Source organism: Bradyrhizobium sp. AS23.2 (assembly GCF_001908185.1).
Lineage (GTDB): Bacteria > Pseudomonadota > Alphaproteobacteria > Rhizobiales > Xanthobacteraceae > Bradyrhizobium.
On the sequence record NZ_LGHM01000122.1, the window covers coordinates 15259 to 33412 of the forward strand.

Annotated in this window: 20 protein-coding genes; 10 read left to right on the forward strand and 10 right to left on the reverse strand. The window is 64.4% G+C overall.

The features are described from left to right. The first annotated feature begins 7 nt into the window (after positions 1–7). The 4 genes from AC630_RS25325 to AC630_RS25340 are packed head-to-tail and all read left to right on the forward strand — an operon-like array spanning position 8 to position 3342. Entirely contained in the window at positions 8–883 is an 876-nt protein-coding gene (locus AC630_RS25325; RefSeq protein ID WP_074121143.1) for a branched-chain amino acid ABC transporter permease, read from the forward strand. Next, positions 880–1878 (forward strand): branched-chain amino acid ABC transporter permease, encoded by a 999-nt coding sequence (locus tag AC630_RS25330; protein ID WP_074121144.1) that lies wholly within the window; start codon positions 880–882, stop codon positions 1876–1878. Before AC630_RS25325 ends, AC630_RS25330 begins: the two co-directional genes overlap by 4 nt. Next, positions 1875–2630, forward strand: coding sequence for an ABC transporter ATP-binding protein (locus AC630_RS25335; protein ID WP_074121145.1), 756 nt, complete (start codon positions 1875–1877; stop codon positions 2628–2630). The genes AC630_RS25330 and AC630_RS25335 overlap by 4 nt, the downstream gene beginning before the upstream one ends. Then, positions 2623–3342, forward strand: a complete 720-nt coding sequence (locus AC630_RS25340; protein ID WP_074121146.1) for an ABC transporter ATP-binding protein — start codon at positions 2623–2625, stop codon at positions 3340–3342. Before AC630_RS25335 ends, AC630_RS25340 begins: the two co-directional genes overlap by 8 nt. Positions 3343–3350: 8 nt before the next feature. Here the strand turns inward: AC630_RS25340 and blaBJP are convergent, their stop codons facing one another. From blaBJP to AC630_RS25360, 4 genes are all read right to left on the reverse strand, one after another. Further along, complete coding sequence (gene blaBJP / locus AC630_RS25345; RefSeq protein WP_083636385.1) at positions 3351–4235, reverse strand: BJP family subclass B3 metallo-beta-lactamase; 885 nt, start codon at positions 4233–4235, stop codon at positions 3351–3353. A 197-nt stretch (positions 4236–4432) separates the two neighbouring features. Further along, positions 4433–4717: a TonB-dependent receptor plug domain-containing protein gene (locus AC630_RS25350; protein WP_074121148.1), complete on the reverse strand. Its 285-nt coding sequence runs from the start codon at positions 4715–4717 to the stop codon at positions 4433–4435. A gap of 63 nt (positions 4718–4780) precedes the next feature. Further along, on the reverse strand, positions 4781–6349 hold the full coding sequence (locus AC630_RS25355) for a hypothetical protein (RefSeq protein ID WP_074121149.1): 1569 nt from the start codon (positions 6347–6349) through the stop codon (positions 4781–4783). Further along, on the reverse strand, positions 6318–6743 hold the full coding sequence (locus tag AC630_RS25360; RefSeq protein WP_143198302.1) for a hypothetical protein: 426 nt from the start codon (positions 6741–6743) through the stop codon (positions 6318–6320). Before AC630_RS25360 ends, AC630_RS25355 begins: the two co-directional genes overlap by 32 nt. 362 nt (positions 6744–7105) lie before the next feature. On the opposite strand from AC630_RS25360, the gene AC630_RS44225 reads away from it, so the two are divergent. Beyond that, positions 7106–7300: a hypothetical protein gene (locus AC630_RS44225; protein WP_143198303.1), complete on the forward strand. Its 195-nt coding sequence runs from the start codon at positions 7106–7108 to the stop codon at positions 7298–7300. A 358-nt stretch (positions 7301–7658) separates the two neighbouring features. Then, positions 7659–8468 carry an ABC transporter substrate-binding protein gene (locus AC630_RS25375; RefSeq protein ID WP_074121153.1) on the forward strand — a complete coding sequence of 270 codons (810 nt, stop codon included), beginning with the start codon at positions 7659–7661 and terminating at the stop codon, positions 8466–8468. On the opposite strand, the gene AC630_RS25380 is transcribed toward AC630_RS25375, so the two are convergent. The 4 genes from AC630_RS25380 to AC630_RS47845 all read right to left on the reverse strand — a co-directional run bounded on the left by AC630_RS25380 (position 8442) and on the right by AC630_RS47845 (position 10209). Beyond that, positions 8442–9140, reverse strand: coding sequence for an ABC transporter permease (locus tag AC630_RS25380; RefSeq protein WP_074121154.1), 699 nt, complete (start codon positions 9138–9140; stop codon positions 8442–8444). The two genes, AC630_RS25375 and AC630_RS25380, sit on opposite strands and share 27 nt — an antisense overlap. Next, entirely contained in the window at positions 9137–9508 is a 372-nt protein-coding gene (gene arsC, locus AC630_RS25385; RefSeq protein WP_074121155.1) for an arsenate reductase (glutaredoxin), read from the reverse strand. Before arsC ends, AC630_RS25380 begins: the two co-directional genes overlap by 4 nt. Positions 9509–9823: 315 nt before the next feature. Next, on the reverse strand, positions 9824–10036 hold the full coding sequence (locus AC630_RS25390) for a DUF3551 domain-containing protein (RefSeq protein ID WP_074121156.1): 213 nt from the start codon (positions 10034–10036) through the stop codon (positions 9824–9826). A gap of 50 nt (positions 10037–10086) precedes the next feature. Further along, positions 10087–10209 carry a hypothetical protein gene (locus tag AC630_RS47845; RefSeq protein WP_283808451.1) on the reverse strand — a complete coding sequence of 41 codons (123 nt, stop codon included), beginning with the start codon at positions 10207–10209 and terminating at the stop codon, positions 10087–10089. 267 nt (positions 10210–10476) lie between these two features. On the opposite strand from AC630_RS47845, the gene AC630_RS25395 reads away from it, so the two are divergent. The 4 genes from AC630_RS25395 (at position 10477) to AC630_RS25410 (ending at position 14775) form a co-directional block, all read left to right on the forward strand. Further along, complete coding sequence (locus AC630_RS25395; protein ID WP_074121157.1) at positions 10477–11379, forward strand: 3-hydroxybutyryl-CoA dehydrogenase; 903 nt, start codon at positions 10477–10479, stop codon at positions 11377–11379. 196 nt (positions 11380–11575) lie between these two features. Then, positions 11576–12040 (forward strand): group III truncated hemoglobin, encoded by a 465-nt coding sequence (locus AC630_RS25400; RefSeq protein WP_074121158.1) that lies wholly within the window; start codon positions 11576–11578, stop codon positions 12038–12040. A 244-nt stretch (positions 12041–12284) separates the two neighbouring features. Continuing rightward, positions 12285–12935, forward strand: a complete 651-nt coding sequence (locus tag AC630_RS25405) for a QcrA and Rieske domain-containing protein (protein ID WP_074121159.1) — start codon at positions 12285–12287, stop codon at positions 12933–12935. A 115-nt stretch (positions 12936–13050) separates the two neighbouring features. Beyond that, positions 13051–14775 (forward strand): methanol/ethanol family PQQ-dependent dehydrogenase, encoded by a 1725-nt coding sequence (locus tag AC630_RS25410; RefSeq protein ID WP_143198304.1) that lies wholly within the window; start codon positions 13051–13053, stop codon positions 14773–14775. Between the two features lie 301 nt (positions 14776–15076). Here AC630_RS25410 and AC630_RS25415 read toward each other — a convergent pair whose 3' ends face one another. After that, a complete protein-coding gene (locus AC630_RS25415; protein WP_074121161.1) occupies positions 15077–17389 on the reverse strand; it encodes a xanthine dehydrogenase family protein molybdopterin-binding subunit in 2313 nt (770 codons plus the stop codon). A 1-nt stretch (position 17390) separates the two neighbouring features. Next, positions 17391–17843, reverse strand: a complete 453-nt coding sequence (locus AC630_RS25420; RefSeq protein WP_074121162.1) for a (2Fe-2S)-binding protein — start codon at positions 17841–17843, stop codon at positions 17391–17393. Between the last annotated feature and the right edge of the window lie 311 nt (positions 17844–18154).

Here is an 18154-nt window from a genome sequence, read left to right on the forward strand (position 1 = left end):
TGTCACGATGGACCTGTCGCTGATCATCATGCAGCTTCTCTCCGGGATTGCCCTTGGGGCGGTCCTGGTGATCACTGCGCTTGGACTGACGATCGTGTTCGGCATGCTCGGGGTGGTCAATTTTGCCCATGGCGCGCTGTTCATGATCGGGGCCTATGCGGGGCTGTATCTGGCGTCTCTCACCGGAAGCTTCTGGTGGGGACTGCTGCTCGCTCCCATCCTGATCGGCGCCTTCGGCATGTTGATCGAATTCGTCCTGATCCGCAGGCTCTATGGACGCTCGATCGACGATCCGCTGCTGCTCACCTTCGGACTCAGCTACGTCCTGGTCGAGGGCGTGCGCATCGTGTTCGGCAGCGACGGCATTCCGTTTCCGACTCCGCCGCAGCTGATCGGTGTGCTCGATCTGGGCATCGGCTTCTTCCCGCGCTATCGCCTGTTCGTCATCGCGCTGGTGGCCGTGGTGCTGCTGGTGCTCTGGCTGACGCTGGAGAAGACTCGCGTCGGCCTGATCGTGCGCGCCGGCGCCCGCGATCCCACCATCATGCAGGTGCTCGGCGTCGATATCGGCCGGGTGTGGCTCGCGATCTTCGGCCTCGGCGTCGGGCTGGCCGCCCTTGGCGGTGTGCTCGCTGGACCGATGCGCAGCGTCAATCCGGAGATGGGCTCGCTGGTGCTGGCGGAGGCCTTCGTCGTCACCGTGATCGGTGGCCTCGGCTCGATCGTCGGCGCGGTCGTCGCCGGCCTCATGGTCGGCATTTCCATCAGCATGGTGGCGCTGTTCGCGCCTGAAATGGCGACCATCGTCATGTTCGCGCTGATGGCGGTGGTGCTGTTGATCCGCCCGCAGGGCCTGTTCGGCGTCAGAGGGAGGACCGCATGACGTCACCATCGAGCGGCGAAGCGGTCGCCAAATCCTCGCCCGGCGGGCTCGGCTGGCTTCTCGAGCAGCGCGTGTTGCTCTCCATCGCAGTGCTTGCCGTGCTGCCCTGGCTGCTGCCGTCGCAGGCGCTGGCCGTCAACGTCCTGATCTACGGCGTCGTGGTGATGGGCTACAATCTCCTGTTCGGCTACACCGGGCTGCTGTCATTCGGTCAGGCGGCATTCTTCGGCGCTGGCGCCTACTTCACGGGAATCGCGATCGGCCGCTACGGCGTGCCCTGGTTCGCCGCGGTGCCGATTGCCGTTGGCCTCAGCACCTGTCTGGCCGCCGCGATCGGAATCGTCTCGACGCGCACGCGCGGCATCTATTTCTCGATGGTGACCCTCGCGCTCGCTCAGCTCGTTTACTACGTGGCACTCCAGGCCTCATCCTTCACCGGCGGCGAGAACGGCCTGCGCGGCTTCACGGTCGATCGCATCAGCCTGTTCGGGCTCCAGGTCAATTTCCTCGATCCCGTCAACAAATACTACGTGCTGATGATCTTCGCCGCGCTGGCGATGTGGTTCCAGTCGCGCATCCTGAACTCGCCGTTCGGCGCCGTCATCGAGGCGATCCGCGAGAACGAGCAGCGGGCGAGGGCCTGCGGCTATGACGTCGAGCGCAGCAAGCTGATCGTTTTCATGCTGTCGGGTGCGATCTCCTCGCTCGGCGGCTGCATGCTGGCGCTGCATCTATCGATCGTGCCGCTGGACATCCTGCATTACCAGACCTCAGGCATGATCGTGATGATGGTGCTGCTCGGCGGTGCCCGCAGCTTCTTCGGGCCCTTCGTCGGCGCGGCGAGCTTCCTGATCCTGGAGGATGTCATCTCGCTCTGGACGCCGCACTGGCAGATCTTCGTCGGCGCGATCTTCGTCCTGTTCGTGCTGTTCCTGCCCAAGGGCATCTGGGGCACGCTGCTGGACGTCCTCGGAATCGGAAAGGCGCGGCAATGAGCGGCGAATTGCTCCGCGCCGAGGGGATCGGCAAGCGCTTTGGCGGCTTCGTCGCACTCGAAGGCATCACCGTGTCCTTTGCGGCCGGCCAGCTCACCTCGATCATCGGGCCGAACGGCGCCGGCAAGAGCACCTTCTTCAACATTCTCTCCGGCGCGCTGACCCCGACGTCGGGCAAGCTGCACTTCAGGGGGCGCGAGCTGAACGGCTTGCCCCAGCACCGTTTCGTGCATCAGGGTATCTCGCGCTCCTACCAGATCACCAACATCTTTCCCGACCTGTCCGTGCACGAGAACGTGCGTGTGGCGGCGCAGGCGCTGACCGTGAGCTACGACATCTGGCGCAACCGGGCCCGGCTGACCGAACTGAATGCCCGTGCGGATGCCGCGCTCGACGCGGTCGGGCTGCTCGGCAAACGCGCCGAACTCGCAAAGTTCCTGTCGCATGGCCAGCAGCGCGCGCTGGAGATCGCGATCGCACTGGTCTCCGAGCCTGAGTTGCTCCTGCTGGACGAGCCGACCGCCGGCATGGGGCCGGAAGAGACCAAGGACATGGTGGCGCTGCTCGAACGTCTCGCCGACAAGCGCACCGTGCTTCTGGTGGAGCACAAGATGAAGATGGTGCTGGGCTTGTCCAGGCGCGTCGTGGTTCTGCATCACGGTCGCCTGCTGGCGGACGGCGCGCCGGACGAGATCAGGAGCAATCCGGAAGTCCGCCGGGTGTATCTTGGACAGAGTGAAGGCTATGGCTGAGACCGCGCTGCTCGAAATCGAGGATCTCCACGCCTGGTATGGCGCGAGCCATATCCTCCACGGCATTTCGCTGCACGTGAACCCCGGCGAGGTGGTCGCTCTCGTTGGCCGCAACGGTGCCGGCAAGACCACCACACTGCGGGCGATGATGGGCCTGATGCCGAAGGCGACGGGTCGCGTGCGGTTCGCGGGCAGCGAGCTCCTGCCGCTGCGCGCCCACCAGCGTTTTCACCTTGGCCTCGCCTACGTTCCTGAAGAGCGCCGCATCGTGCCTGGCCTGTCCGTGCGCGAGAATTTGCGGCTCGGTCTAGTCGCGGCCGGCAACGATATCGACGAGCGCGCGGCGATCGACGAGATCGCCGAAACCTTTCCGCGCCTCAAGGAGCGGCTTGATCAGGAGGGCGTGACGCTCTCGGGCGGCGAGCAGCAGATGCTGGCTATCGCACGCGCACTGATCGCAAAGCCCAGGATGATCCTTCTCGACGAGCCCTCGGAAGGCATCATGCCCGTCCTGGTCGAGGAGATGGGTGTGCTGTTCCGCCGCCTGCGCGACGAGGGCAAGACGCTGCTCCTGGTCGAGCAGAATGTCGAGTGGGCCCTGCGCCTTGCCGATCGCGCCGTAATCATCGACCAGGGCGAAGTGGTGCATCAGAGCAGCGCCGCAGCGCTGCTCGCGGACAAGGACATCCAGGAGCGCTACTGTGCGGTCTGAGGCCGTCGCTATTTTTTCTCGAGCGCCGCCGTCTGCTTGGCGAGCTGCTTGTCGAAATCCTCGGACAGGCCGATCGCGTAGGTCGCGAGCTCGCCCGGTTTGACGAACGGGTTCGGAGCGCCGTCCTTCATCTCTGCGCGCTTGGTCTGCATGCCATAGACTTCCGGATGCGGCCCGAGCAGTACGTCGATCTTCATCGCCTTGGCCTTGGCGAAGGTCGCGCGGTAGTCATCGACGATGCCGGGATAGGTCGCCTGTCCGACCAGCCGGTTCAGCGCCACCGTTCCGCTGCAGAAGAATAGCACCTCGCGGTCCTGATTGCCGTCCCTGACGGTCATCTCCCAGCTCGTGCAGCCCGGCGAGTGCCCGGGCGTTGAATGCGCCGTCAGAGTCGTGTCGCCGAGCGTGACCTCGTCGCCTTCCTTCACCGCGCGGTCGAGCTTCACCGCGGGGAAGGCGAGATCGGCGTTCTTCTCGTCGCCGGGATAGTAGCCGCCTTCGAGCAGCGGCTTGTCGCGCTCGCCGGCCACGAGCTGCGCGCCGGTCTCCTTCTTGATCTCGGCGAAGCCGCCGGTGTGATCGAAATGCGCGTGCGTGTTGAGGATGATCTTGACGTCGGAGACCTTGAGGCCGAGCTTTGCGATATTGTCCTTGATCATCCCGGTCGACTCCGGCAGCGCCGTATCCATCAGGATCAGGCCCTGCGAGGTCTTGATGACGTAGACGGCGATGCCGTCGGTGCCGACATAGTAGATGTTGCCGATGAGCTGGAACGGCTCGAACGGTGTGGTCCATTTCTTGGTGACCGCCGCCAGGAAATCCTTGAGCGTCTGCGCCTGCGCTGCCGGCGCGAACATCGCCAACGCGCACAGCGCTGCCGTGAGCTTTCTCATCATTTTCCTCCCGGGTGTTCTTGTCGTTTTGGTCGGGCGCGGCTGTCGCGTAGCGCTGCCGATGCGCAAGCTACGTCGTGGGAGGTAGGGCAGGCAACCGCCTCGTATCAGGAATATTTCGTTTGCCACCGCGGAATAACCGCGTGTTCCGGCTGAACATGGCAGGTCGCGTTGCAAACGCGAACCGCGCTGGACGCCTAGCGCCCGATCGTCACGCCGGCGGTCGAGCGCATGGCGTCTTTGAGGCTCGTTGCGTTCATGTCGTCGAGGACCTGCCGCGTCAGCACGGTGGTCTGTCCGGGGGTATTGAGGATAGGCTCGCCGCGCGAGGAGGAGAGCCCGTCGGCCTTGTAGGGCGCAGCCGGATCAGCGGCAGGAGCGGTCGGAGGCGCATGGCGTAATCGTTTGCCCGCTGCGGCGAAGGCTGACTGCGAGATGCAGAGCGCGGCGATGACGACCAGTGGCAACGATCTTGCGCGCATATGCGATCTCCCATCCCGCGACATCAGCCTAGCCTATCGTGATGGTGGTCGCGGGGGAATGGATCAGGCGAGAGCGGCCTGGCGTTCTCGCACGGACTCGCGGCCCCGGTCCTGGTTCCGCGGCTCGGCGAGCCGGGTGAAGCTGCGATGGCTGGCCTGCGCGGGTGCCTCGACGATGACGCCCTCGCAGACGATCTGTCCGCCCAGCATTTTGAATTCGAGCCTGTCGTAACGCGGCATCGTCTCGCCGGGCTCTGGCGGCAGCAGCTCGCTGCGCCCCTGGATGTTCAGCGTCGCGTCGCCGGTGCCATGAAGCCGCGGATTCCACATCCGGATGCCCGTCTCGGCCCAGCGCTGCCGGATCAGCGTCGTGCGATCGGTGGGATCAGCGGCTCTCGTTGGAGTTTTCGGCGCTCGGCGGCGCGCTGGTGACGGAGGCACGACAACGGGAGCGGGCTCGCTTTTTGCTCCGGTGTCGGAAGAGACTATCGGAACTTCGTCCGCAGCGACGGCTTTGGCGGGTGAAGTATCCTCCAGCGGGACCGGCGCGACATCCGCGCCGACGCTGGGAGATGGATCGCTGGCGACGGCAAGATCGGAGATATCAGCCGTCGGGGTTTCGGCCTTGAGCAGCGCTATGGGAGCGTCGTCGACGCTGACCGGCTCGGCCTCCGCGGTAACTTCCAGGGAGGGCTCGTTAGTGACGGCAAGATCGGAGATATCAGCCGCCGGGCTTTCGGTCTCGACGAGCGCTATGGGAGCGTCGTCAACGCCGGCAGGCTCGGAGTCCGCGGTAACTTCCGGGGACGGCTCGCTGGCGACGACATGATCGGGGATCTCGGCAATCGGGCTTTCGGCCTCGACGAGCGCTATCGGCGCGTCGTCGACGCTGACCGGCTCGGCCTCCGCGGTAACTTCCGGGGGCGACTCGCTGGCGACGGCAAGATCGGGGATCTCAGCCGCCGGGCTCTCGGCCTCGACGAGCGCTATTGGCGCGTCGTCGGCGCCGATCGGCTCGGCCTCCGCGGCAGCTTCCGGGGACGGCTCGCTGGCGATGACAAGATCGGGGATCTCAGCCGCGAGGCTCTCGGCCTCGACGAGCGCTATGGGCGCGTCGTCGACGCTGACCGGCTCGGCCTCCGCGGTAACTTCCGGGGACGGCTCGCTGGCGACGGCAAGATCGGAGATATCAGCCGTCGGGCTTTCGACCTCGAGCGGCACTGTGGGAGCGTCGTCGACGCTGACCGGCTCGGCCTCCGCGGTAACTTCCAAGGACGGTTCGCTGGCGACGGCAAGATCGGGGATCTCAGCAGTCGGACTTTCGGTCTCGACGAGCGCTATTGGCGCGTCGTCGACGCTGACCGGCTCGGCCTCCGCGGTAACTTCCAGGGATGGCTCGCTGGCGACGGCAAGATCGGGGATCTCAGCCGCGGGGCTTTCGGTCTCGACGAGCGTTGTGGGAGCGTCGTCGACGCTGACGGGCTCGACGTCCGCTGCAACTTCCGCAGACGGCTCGCTCGTGATAACGAGATCGGAAGATTCAGCTGCATGGCTCAAGGCGTCGGCAAGCGGAGCCGAGGAGTCGTCTGCGACGACCGGCTCAACGTCTGCGGCCTCGTCGGGGGGACGCATCGCTGCTGAAGATATGATCGGCAATTTCAACCGGCTCGCGCTCGACCTCTACGGAAATGATCGAGGACTGCTCGATCGCGACCGGATCAACGCTGGTCGGCACCTCACGAGACGAATCCTCGTTGGCGCTGATAGCGGAGGGGGCGGCGGAGACGCTCTCCTCGGCGTCGGGAACAGCGGTCTGATCGACCGCGACCGGAACCGCTGCCGCAACGTCTGCGTCGTCGTGCGACTGGGCAGCGCCGACGTCGGTCCTGGGGGAAGCCTCGGGGATGTCGACGATGAGAGCCTGCGGCTCATCCGCAGCGATCGGCGCACCTTTGATGCTGCCGCTATGCGACAAAGGCCGAAGTCGGGAGAACGCCCATTTCACCGCAGGGATGCGGCGCAGCAACGATATCAGTCTCGAAAGCACTGGGAGTTGTCCAAGAGGTACTCGGCGTGAGGCAATCGCTGATTCGCCAGCAATGCAAAAAACTGCCCGGCCGTCACACTGATGTCAATGTGAGTGAGACCAATTGTAGAACATCCCACATCCATCGCGCGCGAGAGGCGCTGCAACCGTTGTCTCGCCTCTCGGATTTGTCCACAGATTGCGATGCCGACGCTTGCGATGTTCATTCGAAATGCATCATTGCAAGCGGATCTTCGTCGCGATCGGGAAGGCGCGTTGCCGGCGGAAGCGCGGTCGTCGCGTGCTCTGAGCTGCGAAGGCGCGGATGCGGCGCTGCGGCCTTGCGAACATGCGCGATAGGGATGGCGCGGATCGAAGCGGGTGCGCCGCATTCTGTTCGTCCGTCGCGCCACACGCAGCCAACGCCTGGTAACGAAGTAACGGCAGCCGATCCGGGCCACGCCTGCACCGGGCCGGCCATCGCCAGCGAAAGCACGAGCCGCAATGCGGTGAAGATGGTTGTCTTTATCATGAGAACCTCCAGTGCGATCCAGTGAGGGGATCGCGCCGTGCGCTCGATATTCCCGGCCGTTCCCGGAGTTCACGCGGGGTTCAAAGCACGTGAGACAGGCGTGAGGTTCGCCGCTCATTCGCGAGCGATCCGTTGCAGCCATCCCTGACGCAGGCCACTCGGGAAAACGCATGCGACAAAGCACCGCCGGGGAAGTTATTCTTCTTGATGAGAGTCTCCCTGGGTCTGTCTCCGGACAACTTGTACAGGAAGCTGGTGTTCCTGAGCGGCGGCTCGGCCGGGACCGCGCCGCGCCAGGGCGCGCTGCCCGAACGTCGGGGTTCCCTTCGCAGTACCAGCGAGGGTAGTTTCGAACACCCGACATCCGGTGCGAGGACAATGCAATGAGGAAGCTTGCCGCCATCGCAGCGGCTCTGTTCTGGTCGACATGTGCCTTCGCGCAGGACCGGACCATCACCGTGGCATCGACGACGTCGACGGAGCAGTCGGGTCTGTTCGGCTATCTGCTGCCGCTGTTCTCGAAGGCCGAGGGCATCAGCGTGAAGGTCGTTGCGGTCGGCACCGGCCAGGCGCTGGACATCGGGCGGCGCGGCGATGCCGACGTGGTGTTCGTTCACGACAGGCCCGCCGAAGACAAGTTCATGTCCGAAGGACAGGGTGTGAAACGCTTCGACGTCATGTACAACGATTTCGTCATTGTTGGCCCCAGAAGCGATCCCGCGCATATCGCCGGCGGCAAGGACGTTGCGGAGGCGTTGCGCAAGATCGCGGCGGCGAAGGCGCCGTTCATCTCGCGCGGCGACAAGTCCGGTACACACGCAGCCGAGCTGAGATTGTGGAAAGAGGCCGGGGTCGACCCCACTGCCGGCAAGGACACCTGGTATCGCGAGATCGGCCAGGGCATGGGTCCGGCGCTGAACATGGCCTCGTCCTCGAACGCCTATCTTCTGTCAGATCGCGGCACCTGGCTGTCGTTCAGGAATCGCGGCGAGCTCGCCGTCCTGACCGAGGGCGACAAGCGGCTCTTCAACCAGTACGGCGTCATGCTGGTGAATCCGGCAAAGCATCCGAACGTAAAGGCGCAGGACGGGCAGGCCTTCATCGACTGGCTCATCTCGCCGAAGGGCCAGGATGCGATCGCCGGCTACAAGGTCGGCGGCGAGCAACTATTTTTCCCCAACGCGTCCCACTAGCAGGAAAGCGACGGTCGATACGGCCACGCTGAGTGCGAGCAGGATCAGCCCGAGCCCGAGCGCCAGCGGCAGGTCGCCCTTGCTGGTTTCGAGCGCGATCGCGGTCGTCATCGTACGCGTGAAGCCGCGGATGTTGCCGCCGACGATGATAATGGCGCCGACCTCGGCGATCGTGCGCCCGAAGGCTGCGAGAAAGGCCGTCAGCAGCGATGTCCGGCCCAGCGCGAACAGGAGTGCCATGCTGCGCAAGGCTGACAGTCCGTCGATCCGCGCCAGATCGCCATACTCCGCCCAGAGCAGACTCGCCGGGCGGTGCACCAGCGCCACCACGATCGGCGTCGCAAGCAGTGTCTGCGCGACCACCATGGCGGCCGGCGTGAACAACAGTCCGGCCGCCCCGAGCGGACCGGACCGCGACAGCAGCAGATAAAGCGCGAGCCCGACCACGACCGGCGGAAGGCCGAGCAGCGCATTGGTCAGCACGATGATGACCTGCCGCCCCGGGAAACGGGTGATCGCGAGTAGCGCCCCGATGGGGGCGCCGATCAGGAGCGCGACGACGCTGGCGGTCAGGCTGACACGCACCGACAATGCCACGATGCCCAGAAGCTCCGCGTCGGCCCCACCGATCAGCGTGAGAGCGGCGACGATGGATCGCGCGAAGTCGTTCATCCGGCCTGACGCTGCTGCGCCGGCAACAGATCGAGCACCAGTTCGGAGGGGCGGCAGAGTCTGACGCCTTTCGGCGTCACCACGATCGGCCGGTTGATCAGGATCGGATGTGCCATCATCGCATCGAGTAGCTGATCGTCAGTCAGCGCCGAATTGTCGAGCCCGAGCTCGGCATAGGGCGCCGCCTTTTCGCGAACCGCCTCGCGCACCGAGATTCCCATGCGCGCGATGAGCTGCTGCAGCAGCGCCCGTGACGGCGGCGTCTTCAGATATTCGATCACGTGCGGTTCGATGCCGGCGTTCCGGATCGTCGCAAGCGCGGTGCGCGAGGTGCCGCAATCGGGATTGTGGTAGATGATCACGTCCATTGCAGAAGTCTCCGACCTCGACTGCCGTCTGGCGACGTTGCTCGCGCCCGCTCGTCAAGACCGCCAGCGCCGCCGACGATCTGTCTTTTCCTTGCTTCAACGATTGTTGGAACAATAAGGGGTTGTCAATCGGATATCCCGATCGACCAGTCGGCGCAGGGCTCGGCACGTCCGCTCCGTTATCCGTCGCCCCATGCCTATCGGGAAACGGGTGGATGCAATTCACGCTTCGCGACATGGTCAGTCCATGCGCAAGCTCGATGAAATCGCCAAAGGCGGAGATGGGCTGCGGCCTGAGCGGAAGTCGCTTTGGCTCTACCCGCGACGCTGATGCGCGTAGCGCGGATTGACGCCGCAATGAGCTCGCGTGCCCGAGGCGGATGCCTTGCACTGGCTGTACGTCGAGAAGCTGCAATTGCCGGGATAGCCCCACTGATCCCCCTGCAGGCAATAGCGCGACGCATGGGCGGAGCTTGCTCCGAAGATGCATAGAATGACGAGAATGGTGCCGATCATGAGACGGGACATGAAGCCTCCAGGTCGTTCTGTGCGCTGCACGCGATGGGGCATTGCTGGAATCATTTCGCGATCGCCTCCACCGCGTCCAGCAGCGGCATCTCGCGGTTGTATTCGCAGAACCGCGAGAGCTTGTTGGAGTTCCGGTCGAGGGCTTCTGTGTCGACGACCAGGCCATTGCGCATCAATCACAGCGCACCCTTCGCGAGCGGTGCACCGTCCGATTGATCTAGATCAAGGGCGGCCCAAGGCGTGCCGGGCGTCGAGCCTTCCCTCAGCCGCAGGCCAGGCAGGACCAGTCACAAAAATCGAGGCAAATCGGTTTGACTGGGCGCCAAATCACGCCCTTTCGCGACCGGATGGCGGCTTTATTCCTGCCGTGGATGCTTTAAGGAAAGGGCAGATCAGGTCGCACCCGCCCGTTGGGGGTGCTAGACCCTGATGTAGCAACAATGGGGTCGGGCCGGTGCTGGCACGCCCGCAAGGATGAAGGATATGAAGCAATGATCCAAACCGTTGGCATCATCGGGGCAGGGACCATGGGGAATGGCATCGCGCAGGTCTGTGCCGCGGCCGGGCTCTCGGTCGTGATGGTCGACATCTCCGATGCGGCGGTGAACCGCGGACTTTCGACCGTCGGCGGCAGCCTCGAGCGCCTCGTCAAGAAGGAGAAGTTGTCGGCGGCGGATCGCGAGGCGACGCTGAAGCGCATCACCGGCACGACCGACCGGGCGAAGCTTGCCGATTGCGACCTCGTCATCGAAGCCGCGACCGAGAACGAGGAGCTCAAGGTCAAGATCCTGAAGGACCTCTGCGCCACGTTGTCGCCGCGCACGCTGGTCGCGACCAACACCTCCTCGATCTCGATCACGAAGCTCGCCGCCGCGACCGATCGCCCCGATCGCTTCATCGGCATGCACTTCTTCAATCCGGTGCCGGTGATGGCGCTGCTGGAACTCATCCGCGGCTTGCAGACCTCCGATGACACCCATGCCAAGGCGCTGGATTTCGCCAAGCGCGTCGGCAAGGTGGCGATATCAGCCAAGAACAGCCCGGGCTTCGCCGTCAACCGCATCCTGTGCCCGATGATCAACGAGGCGATCTTCGCGCTCCAGGAAGGGATCGCGACGGCGGAAGAGATCGACGCCGGTATGAAGCTCGGCTGCAACCATCCGATCGGGCCGCTGGCGCTGGCCGATCTCGTCGGGCTCGACACCATGCTTTCGGTGATGGAGGTCTTTTACAAAGGCTTTAACGACCCCAAATACCGTCCAGCCCCCTTGCTCAAGGAAATGGTCGATGCCGGCCATCTCGGCCGCAAGACCGGGCAGGGCTTCTACACCTATAGCGCCTGATCTCGGCGTCGGTGGCGGGCGTTCGGAGCATGATCCGGAAAAGCGTGTAGCGGTTTTCCGACAAGATCATGCTCAAGAAATAACGTCCCGCCGCCCGATCCCGCAATTTGCGTGGCGACAAAGACGTCGTTCGCAACTGGCCCGACAATGTCGAACGGGCGGCCCGCGGGGAACAACGGAACGGATAACAAAGGACATGTCGGATCGACTGAAGGCCGAGCGCGAGGCGGCGGCCGCGCGGCGGAACCTGCTGACCCAGGATGCGATCGAGCGTACCGGGATAACCGAAGAGATGATCGGGGAGCTCGTTGCCCGCTTCTACGGACGCGTGCGCGAGGATGCGCTCCTGGGACCGGTCTTCGCGATCGTGCAGAATTGGGACGAGCATCTCGTCAAGCTCAGGGATTTCTGGTCGTCGGTGGTGCTGATGAGCGGCCGCTATCACGGCTCGCCGATGCGGGCGCATATCCCGCTGAGCCTGGTCGGCGATCATTTCGACCGCTGGCTCGATCTGTTCGAACAGACCGCGCGCGAAGTCTGCCCGCCCGCGGCCGCCGCGCTCTTCATCGACAAGGCGCGCCGCATCGCGGACAGTTTTGAAATGGCGTCAGCGACAATCGCCGGCCGCATCGCTTCGCCGCGCCACATGCTGCGGTCCTGACGATCCGCAGTTGTATCGCTTTGTGGCTGCATTGCGCGACCAGCAGCGCGCTGCACCAATTCCAACATCATCGGTCTGATCTGCAAAATCTTCATGCCGATCGCGCGGCGTGACGTTGAAATCGCGAAAACGCGTTTGAATGCGTTCACTCTCGCTCAATCAAAGCGAGCATAGCCATATTGATGCACTGCGGCGTCAAGTCTTCGCCTTGTTTTCGGCAGAGTTGCGGCGCCTGCTAGCGCGTATGTCGAGCGCATCGTCCAACACCACATCCTCCTCTGATATCTCTGCGGAACTTGAAGCCGGTGCGTGCACGGAGCAAACACGGCGAACGCTGCTGCTTCGTGCGCTCGCTACCACCGCCTGTCTCGGCTGTTCCACGCAGGCGCGCGCCGACGAGGATCCGCCCGGCTCCGACGAACGGCCGCAAAAGGGCGATCTGCTCGTTTTCTCTGAGGGTGAGCAGGAAGGAAAGCTGGTTACCGCGGCCGATCTTCCGGCCGGCGGACCGCCGGTGCATGCCTGGCCGAAGGACCCCAAGACGTCAGTTGTGCGCAGTGCCTCGCGGCTCAACGAGATCCTGATCATCCGCCTCGATCCCGCCGAGCTCGACGAGCAAACGAAAGCGCGCGCCGTCGACGGCATCGTCGCTTATTCGGCGATCTGTACCCATGCCGGCTGTCCCGTCACCGCCTGGGTGAAGAGCGATGTCGGCGACAAGGAGGTGTTCAAGTGCATGTGCCACAACTCCGAATACGATCCCCGCGCGGGTGCGCAGGTCGTGTTCGGGCCGGCACCGCGACGGCTCGCGGCGCTGCCGCTCGCGCTCGCTGACGGCTCGCTCAGCGTTGCCGGCAACTTCATCGGAAAGGTAGGTGGCGCGCAGCCAGGATGACGGGCGTGCGGGTGGTGCCCGCGTCACGAGAGGCCGCATCCGCCGAGGGGCGGACGACGGGACGAACGACAAGAATTCAAAACAAGAATTCGAACGGATGAAAAAGGGAGCGTCCATGACCAGGAAGCAATGGTTACTGTCCGGCTTCGTCGCCTTCACGTGCCTTGTCTCGACCGCCGCGGGCGCCGGCCCGATCGAGAATTATTCTCCGGTCACCGCGCAGCGGCTGGAGAATCCGGAACCCGGCAACTGGATGCTCTACCGGCGCACTTATGACGGGCAGGGCTATAGCCCGCTCGACCAGATCAACACCTCGAACGTGAAGAATCTCACACCGGTCTGGACGTTTGCCACCGGCGTCGTCGAAGGCCACGAGGCGCCGCCGATCGTCAATAACGGCGTGATGTTCGTGGCAACGCCGATGGGGCAGGTGATCGCGCTGAACGCCAAGACCGGCGATGAATATTGGCGCTACAAGCGGCAGCTCCCCGACGATCTCTTCCAGCTGCATCCGACCAGCCGCGGCGTCGGCCTCTGGGAAGACAAGCTCTATCTTGCGACCACCGACGACCACGTCGTTGCGCTCGATGCCAAGACCGGCAAGGTGGTATGGGACACCAAGGTGCAGGACTACAAGAAGGGTCAGTACATGACCCTGATGCCGCTGATCGTCGACGGCAAGGTCATCGTCGGTGGCTCCGGCGGCGAATTCGGCGTGCGAGGCTACGTCGCCGCCTATGATGCCAAGGATGGCAAGGAGCTGTGGCGGACCTACACCATTCCGGGAGAGGGCGAGCCGGGTCATGACACCTGGCAGGGCGACGACTGGAAGAACGGCGGCGGCTCGGCCTGGATGACCGGCAATTACGACAAGGACACCAAGACGATCTATTGGGGTGTCGGCAACGCCGCGCCATGGCCCGGCGAGATGCATCCCGGCGACAATCTCTACACCTCGTCGGTGCTCGCGCTCGATCCCAGCAACGGCAAGATCAAGACCTACCACCAGTACCACCAGAACGATTCCTGGGATTGGGACGAGGTCGACGCGCCGATGCTGATCGACCTGCAGCGCGACGGCCGCAGCATCAAGAGCCTGGTCCATCCGGGACGCGATGCGATCTTCTGGGTGCTGGAGCGCACACCGACCAAGATCAACTACGTCGCGGGCTGGCCGTTCGTCTCAACTGACGTCTGGAAGGGCATCGATGAGAGCGGCAAGCCGATCGTCGATCCCGGCCACAAGCCGGTCATCGGCAAGCGCGTGGAGTTCTGTCCGTCGCTGTGGGGAGGCAAGGACTGGCCGTCGGCGGCCTACAGCCAGAAGACCGGCCTTGTCTATGTGCCTGCCAACGAGAATTTCTGCGGCGGATTCACCGGCGAGAAGATTCCGCTCAAGCCCGGTGAGCTCTGGCTCGGCACCAAGCCGGAGGACATCGGCCTGAAGGCCAAGCCCGGCGCCGATCATTTCGGTGAGATACAGGCCTGGGATCCTGCGACCGGCAAGAAGGTGTGGCAGCACAACTTCCCGAAGTCGCAGATGTTCGGCTCGGTGACGGCGACCGCAGGCGATCTCGTCTTTGCCGGTGGCACCAACGACCGCAACTTCCGCGCCTTCAACGCCAAGACCGGCGAACTCTTGTGGGAGCAGAAGACCAACTCCGGCATCATGGGCATGCCGATGTCCTATGAGATCGATGGCACCCAGTACGTCGCGATCCAGTCCGGCTGGGGCGTCGACGCGCAGCGCATCCAGGATGCGCTGGCGACCAATAATATCGGCATCGAATCCAATGTGCCGCAGGGCGGCGTCATCTGGGTGTTCGCGCTGAAGAAATAAGCTCCGCGGGCGGATCGACGAAGGCGGAGCAGTGGGGGGCGAGCGAATGCGGCGGACGGCAGCGTCCGCCGCATTCTGCGCATCCTGTCTTCCCTTCTTCCCTTGTGGGAAAAGGTGGCGCGCGCATTGTGCGCGCCGGAGCGGTCTCTCTCGGCGGAGATTGATCCCCAATCGCGAGGCCGCCTTGTATTCCGTCTCTGGAGCATGATCCGGAAATGGCGCGCTTTTCTTTCGCGACAAACGCGGAACGCGTTTGCGCGGAGATCATGCTCAAACGATAACCTAAAGCGCCTATGGCACTTTAGGTTTCTAACTGCTTGCCGAGCGGCAGGCTGCGGATGCGCTTTCCTGTCGCAGCGAAGATCGCGTTCATCAGCGCCGGCGCGAACGGCGGCACGCCGGGCTCGCCGACGCCGCTCGGCGGCGTGCCGGGCGCGGGCGGCACGATGTAGACGTTGGTCACCACAGGAGACTCGTCCATCCTGATGACCGGGAAGTCGTCAAAGTTCTTCTGCTCCACCTTGCCGTCCTTGAAGGTGACCTCGCCATACTTGGCCAGGCTCAGCCCCATGATCGCCGCGCCCTCGATCTGCGAGGCGATGCGCTCGGGGTTGACATAGCTGCCGCAGTCGATCGCGGTGTCGACCCGCGGCACCGTCAGCTTGCCCTTGTCGTCGACCACCACCTCGATGATGGTCGCGATGTAGCTGACGAAGCTGCGGTGCACGGCAATGCCGAGGCCGTGGCCCTTGGGCACCTGACGGCCCCATTCGCCCTTCTCGGCGACAAGCTCGACCACCTTGCGCAGGCGTGCGGTGTCGATCGGGTAGCTGTCGAAGGGCTCGCCATAGTTCCACAAGTCCTTCACCGCCGGCTTGACGATCCGGGGCGTACCGATCAGCGCGAGCAGAGTCTCCTTCTGGTCGCGGCCGGTGGCATGCGCGATTTCACCGACCATCGACTGCACGGCGAAGGCGCGCGGGATGTTCGAGACCGAGCGGAACCAGCCGATGCGCGTATGCGCGGCCGCTTCTGGGTTCTCGCAGGAGATGTTGGCGATCTCGAACGGCATGTCGACGAGGCCCATGCCAAGCTCGAAAGGTGCCGCGTGGTTTGCGCCGGCGGCAAAGGTCGAGGCGATGGTGGGAGCCACGCTGCGGTGGCGCCAGGCGATCACCTTGCCGTCCTTGTCGAGCCCCGCCTCGATCCGCTCGACCGAGACGGTGTGCAGGAAGTCGTGGTGCAGGTCGTCCTCGCGCGTCCATTGCACCTTCACGGGCGCGCCGAGTTCCCTCGACAGCAGCGCGGCCTCGAGCGCGAAGTCGCATTTCGACTTGCGGCCGAAGCCGCCGCCGAGCAGCGTCACGTTGACGGTGACGTTGTCCTCGGGGATGCCCAGCGTCTTGGCGACGTCCTCGCGGGCGCCGCCGGGGCTCTGCACCGGCGCCCAGATCTCCGCCTTGTCGCCCTTGACGTCGGCGACCGCCACCGGCGGCTCCATGCTGACATGAGCAAGATGCGGCAGATAATATTCGCCAACGACGACCTTGTCGGCGCCCTTCAGGGCGGCGTCCGCGTCGCCCTCCTGGCGCACGACGAGGCCGGGCTTGCGCGCTGCGTCCTCGAGCTCCTTGCGATAGGCGGCCGAGTCGTATTTGCCGTTGGCGCCGTCATCCCAGACCAGCTTCAGCGCGTCGCGGCCCTTGATCGCCGCACCGGTGTTGCGTGCGATCACGGCAACGCCGCCGAGCGGCTGGAATTTCGACGGCCACGGCCAGCCGCGGGCCTGCATCACCTTCTCGACGCCTGGCACCTTCAGCGCCGCGTCCGGATCGAACGAGACCAGCTTGCCGCCGGTCACCGGCGGGCGCGCGATCACGGCATACTTCATGCCTGGTAGTCGCACGTCGGCGCCGTAACGTGCCTTGCCGGTGGTGATGTCGTGGAGGTCGACGATGCTGACCTGGCCCTTGCCGAGATAGCGGAAGTCCTTGGGGTCCTTCAGCTTGAGGCCTTCGATGCTCGGCACCGATTCCTTGGCGGCATCGGCCGCGAGTTCGCCGAAGCCGAGCTTGCGTCCGCTGGCGCTGTGGACCACCTCGTGATTGACAGCCTTGACCTCGGTCGCCGGCACGCCCCAGCGCTTTGCCGCGGCCTGCTCCAGCATGATGCGGGCGGAAGCGCCGATCTGGCGCATCGGGATCAGGTAATGCCGCGTGCTGCGCGAGCCGTCGGTGTCCTGGTTGCCGTACTTGACCTCGTCGCCATGAGCCTGTTCCACCTTCACCCTGGACCAGTCGGCTTCCATCTCCTCCGCCACGATCAGCGGCAGGCTGGTGCGCACGCCGGTTCCCATCTCGGAGCGGTGGGCGATGATGGTGACGGTGCCGTCGGAGGCGACCGCGACGAAGACGCGCGGATCGACCACGACGCCATGCGGCATCTTGCCGGCGCCGGTCTCATAGGCAAACGCCTGGCGCGACATCACGGGCGCGGCGAGCACGAAGGCGCCGCTGACGCCGAGTCCCTTCAGGATACTGCGGCGCGAGACCTTCTCGACACGGATGTTCTTTTCGAAGCCACGAAGCTTCCCGGGGTTGTCGATGAAATTCATGTCACACTCCCGTCGATGCGAGATAGACGGCGTTCTCGATGCGCTGGTAGCAGCCGCAGCGGCAGATGTTTCCGGACATGCCCTGGCGGATCTGGTCGTGTGAGGGTTTGGGGTTGTCCATCAGCAGTGCGGCGGCCTGCATGATCTGGCCGGTCTGGCAAAAGCCGCATTGGGGAACGTTGAGCTGGCGCCAGGCCTTCTGGACGGGATGATCGCCGTTCGGATGCAGCCCCTCGATCGTGGTGACCTCGCGCCCCGCGACGTCGTTGATCGATGTGATGCAGGCGCGCACCGCTTCCTTGTCGACAATGACCGTGCAGGAGCCGCACAGGGCCTCGCCGCAGCCGTATTTGGTGCCGGTGAGCCCGGCCTCGTCACGCAGGAACCAGAGTAACGAGAGATCCGGGTCGCCGTCCCAGCTCTGTTCCTGGCCGTTGATCTTCACCTTGATCATGATCGTCCCTCGCTCTTCATAAGCTTGCCGATTCTGGGATTTTCCGACGTCGGCCCGCGCAAAGCCGTTGCGTCGTGTCGCATCTCCGCCAGTTATCCTGCGCGGGCAGATCCCGGCAGGAGGCTAGAAAGCGAATCGCAATGTCCGGATGTGCTCGATACCTCCCGTCGTCTTGTTGCGGCCACAGGAAAAGTACGTCCCCTAGTCCCTCTCGCAACTCATTGAAAGTGCAAGTGCTTGGATTGAGTGCTGCGAGTCTTGGGCGGAGATCGCCGGACAAAGTATGTCCCCTGACCAGAGCCATGTCACGT

Bases quoted from the DNA above. Each gene is read 5' to 3' on its own strand.
- AC630_RS25325 (WP_074121143.1), top strand. From the start codon at position 8: ATGGACCTGTCGCTGATCATCATGCAGCTTCTCTCCGGGATTGCCCTT.
- AC630_RS25330 (WP_074121144.1), top strand. From the start codon at position 880: ATGACGTCACCATCGAGCGGCGAAGCGGTCGCCAAATCCTCGCCCGGC.
- AC630_RS25335 (WP_074121145.1), top strand. From the start codon at position 1,875: ATGAGCGGCGAATTGCTCCGCGCCGAGGGGATCGGCAAGCGCTTTGGC.
- AC630_RS25340 (WP_074121146.1), top strand. From the start codon at position 2,623: ATGGCTGAGACCGCGCTGCTCGAAATCGAGGATCTCCACGCCTGGTAT.
- blaBJP (WP_083636385.1), bottom strand. From the start codon at position 4,235: ATGAGAAAGCTCACGGCAGCGCTGTGCGCGTTGGCGATGTTCGCGCCG.
- AC630_RS25350 (WP_074121148.1), bottom strand. From the start codon at position 4,717: ATGCGCGCAAGATCGTTGCCACTGGTCGTCATCGCCGCGCTCTGCATC.
- AC630_RS25355 (WP_074121149.1), bottom strand. From the start codon at position 6,349: ATGCGTCCCCCCGACGAGGCCGCAGACGTTGAGCCGGTCGTCGCAGAC.
- AC630_RS44225 (WP_143198303.1), top strand. From the start codon at position 7,106: ATGGCGCGGATCGAAGCGGGTGCGCCGCATTCTGTTCGTCCGTCGCGC.
- AC630_RS25375 (WP_074121153.1), top strand. From the start codon at position 7,659: ATGAGGAAGCTTGCCGCCATCGCAGCGGCTCTGTTCTGGTCGACATGT.
- AC630_RS25380 (WP_074121154.1), bottom strand. From the start codon at position 9,140: ATGAACGACTTCGCGCGATCCATCGTCGCCGCTCTCACGCTGATCGGT.
- arsC (WP_074121155.1), bottom strand. From the start codon at position 9,508: ATGGACGTGATCATCTACCACAATCCCGATTGCGGCACCTCGCGCACC.
- AC630_RS25390 (WP_074121156.1), bottom strand. From the start codon at position 10,036: ATGTCCCGTCTCATGATCGGCACCATTCTCGTCATTCTATGCATCTTC.
- AC630_RS47845 (WP_283808451.1), bottom strand. From the start codon at position 10,209: ATGCGCAATGGCCTGGTCGTCGACACAGAAGCCCTCGACCGGAACTCC.
- AC630_RS25395 (WP_074121157.1), top strand. From the start codon at position 10,477: ATGGGGTCGGGCCGGTGCTGGCACGCCCGCAAGGATGAAGGATATGAA.
- AC630_RS25400 (WP_074121158.1), top strand. From the start codon at position 11,576: ATGTCGGATCGACTGAAGGCCGAGCGCGAGGCGGCGGCCGCGCGGCGG.
- AC630_RS25405 (WP_074121159.1), top strand. From the start codon at position 12,285: ATGTCGAGCGCATCGTCCAACACCACATCCTCCTCTGATATCTCTGCG.
- AC630_RS25410 (WP_143198304.1), top strand. From the start codon at position 13,051: ATGACCAGGAAGCAATGGTTACTGTCCGGCTTCGTCGCCTTCACGTGC.
- AC630_RS25415 (WP_074121161.1), bottom strand. From the start codon at position 17,389: ATGAATTTCATCGACAACCCCGGGAAGCTTCGTGGCTTCGAAAAGAAC.
- AC630_RS25420 (WP_074121162.1), bottom strand. From the start codon at position 17,843: ATGATCAAGGTGAAGATCAACGGCCAGGAACAGAGCTGGGACGGCGAC.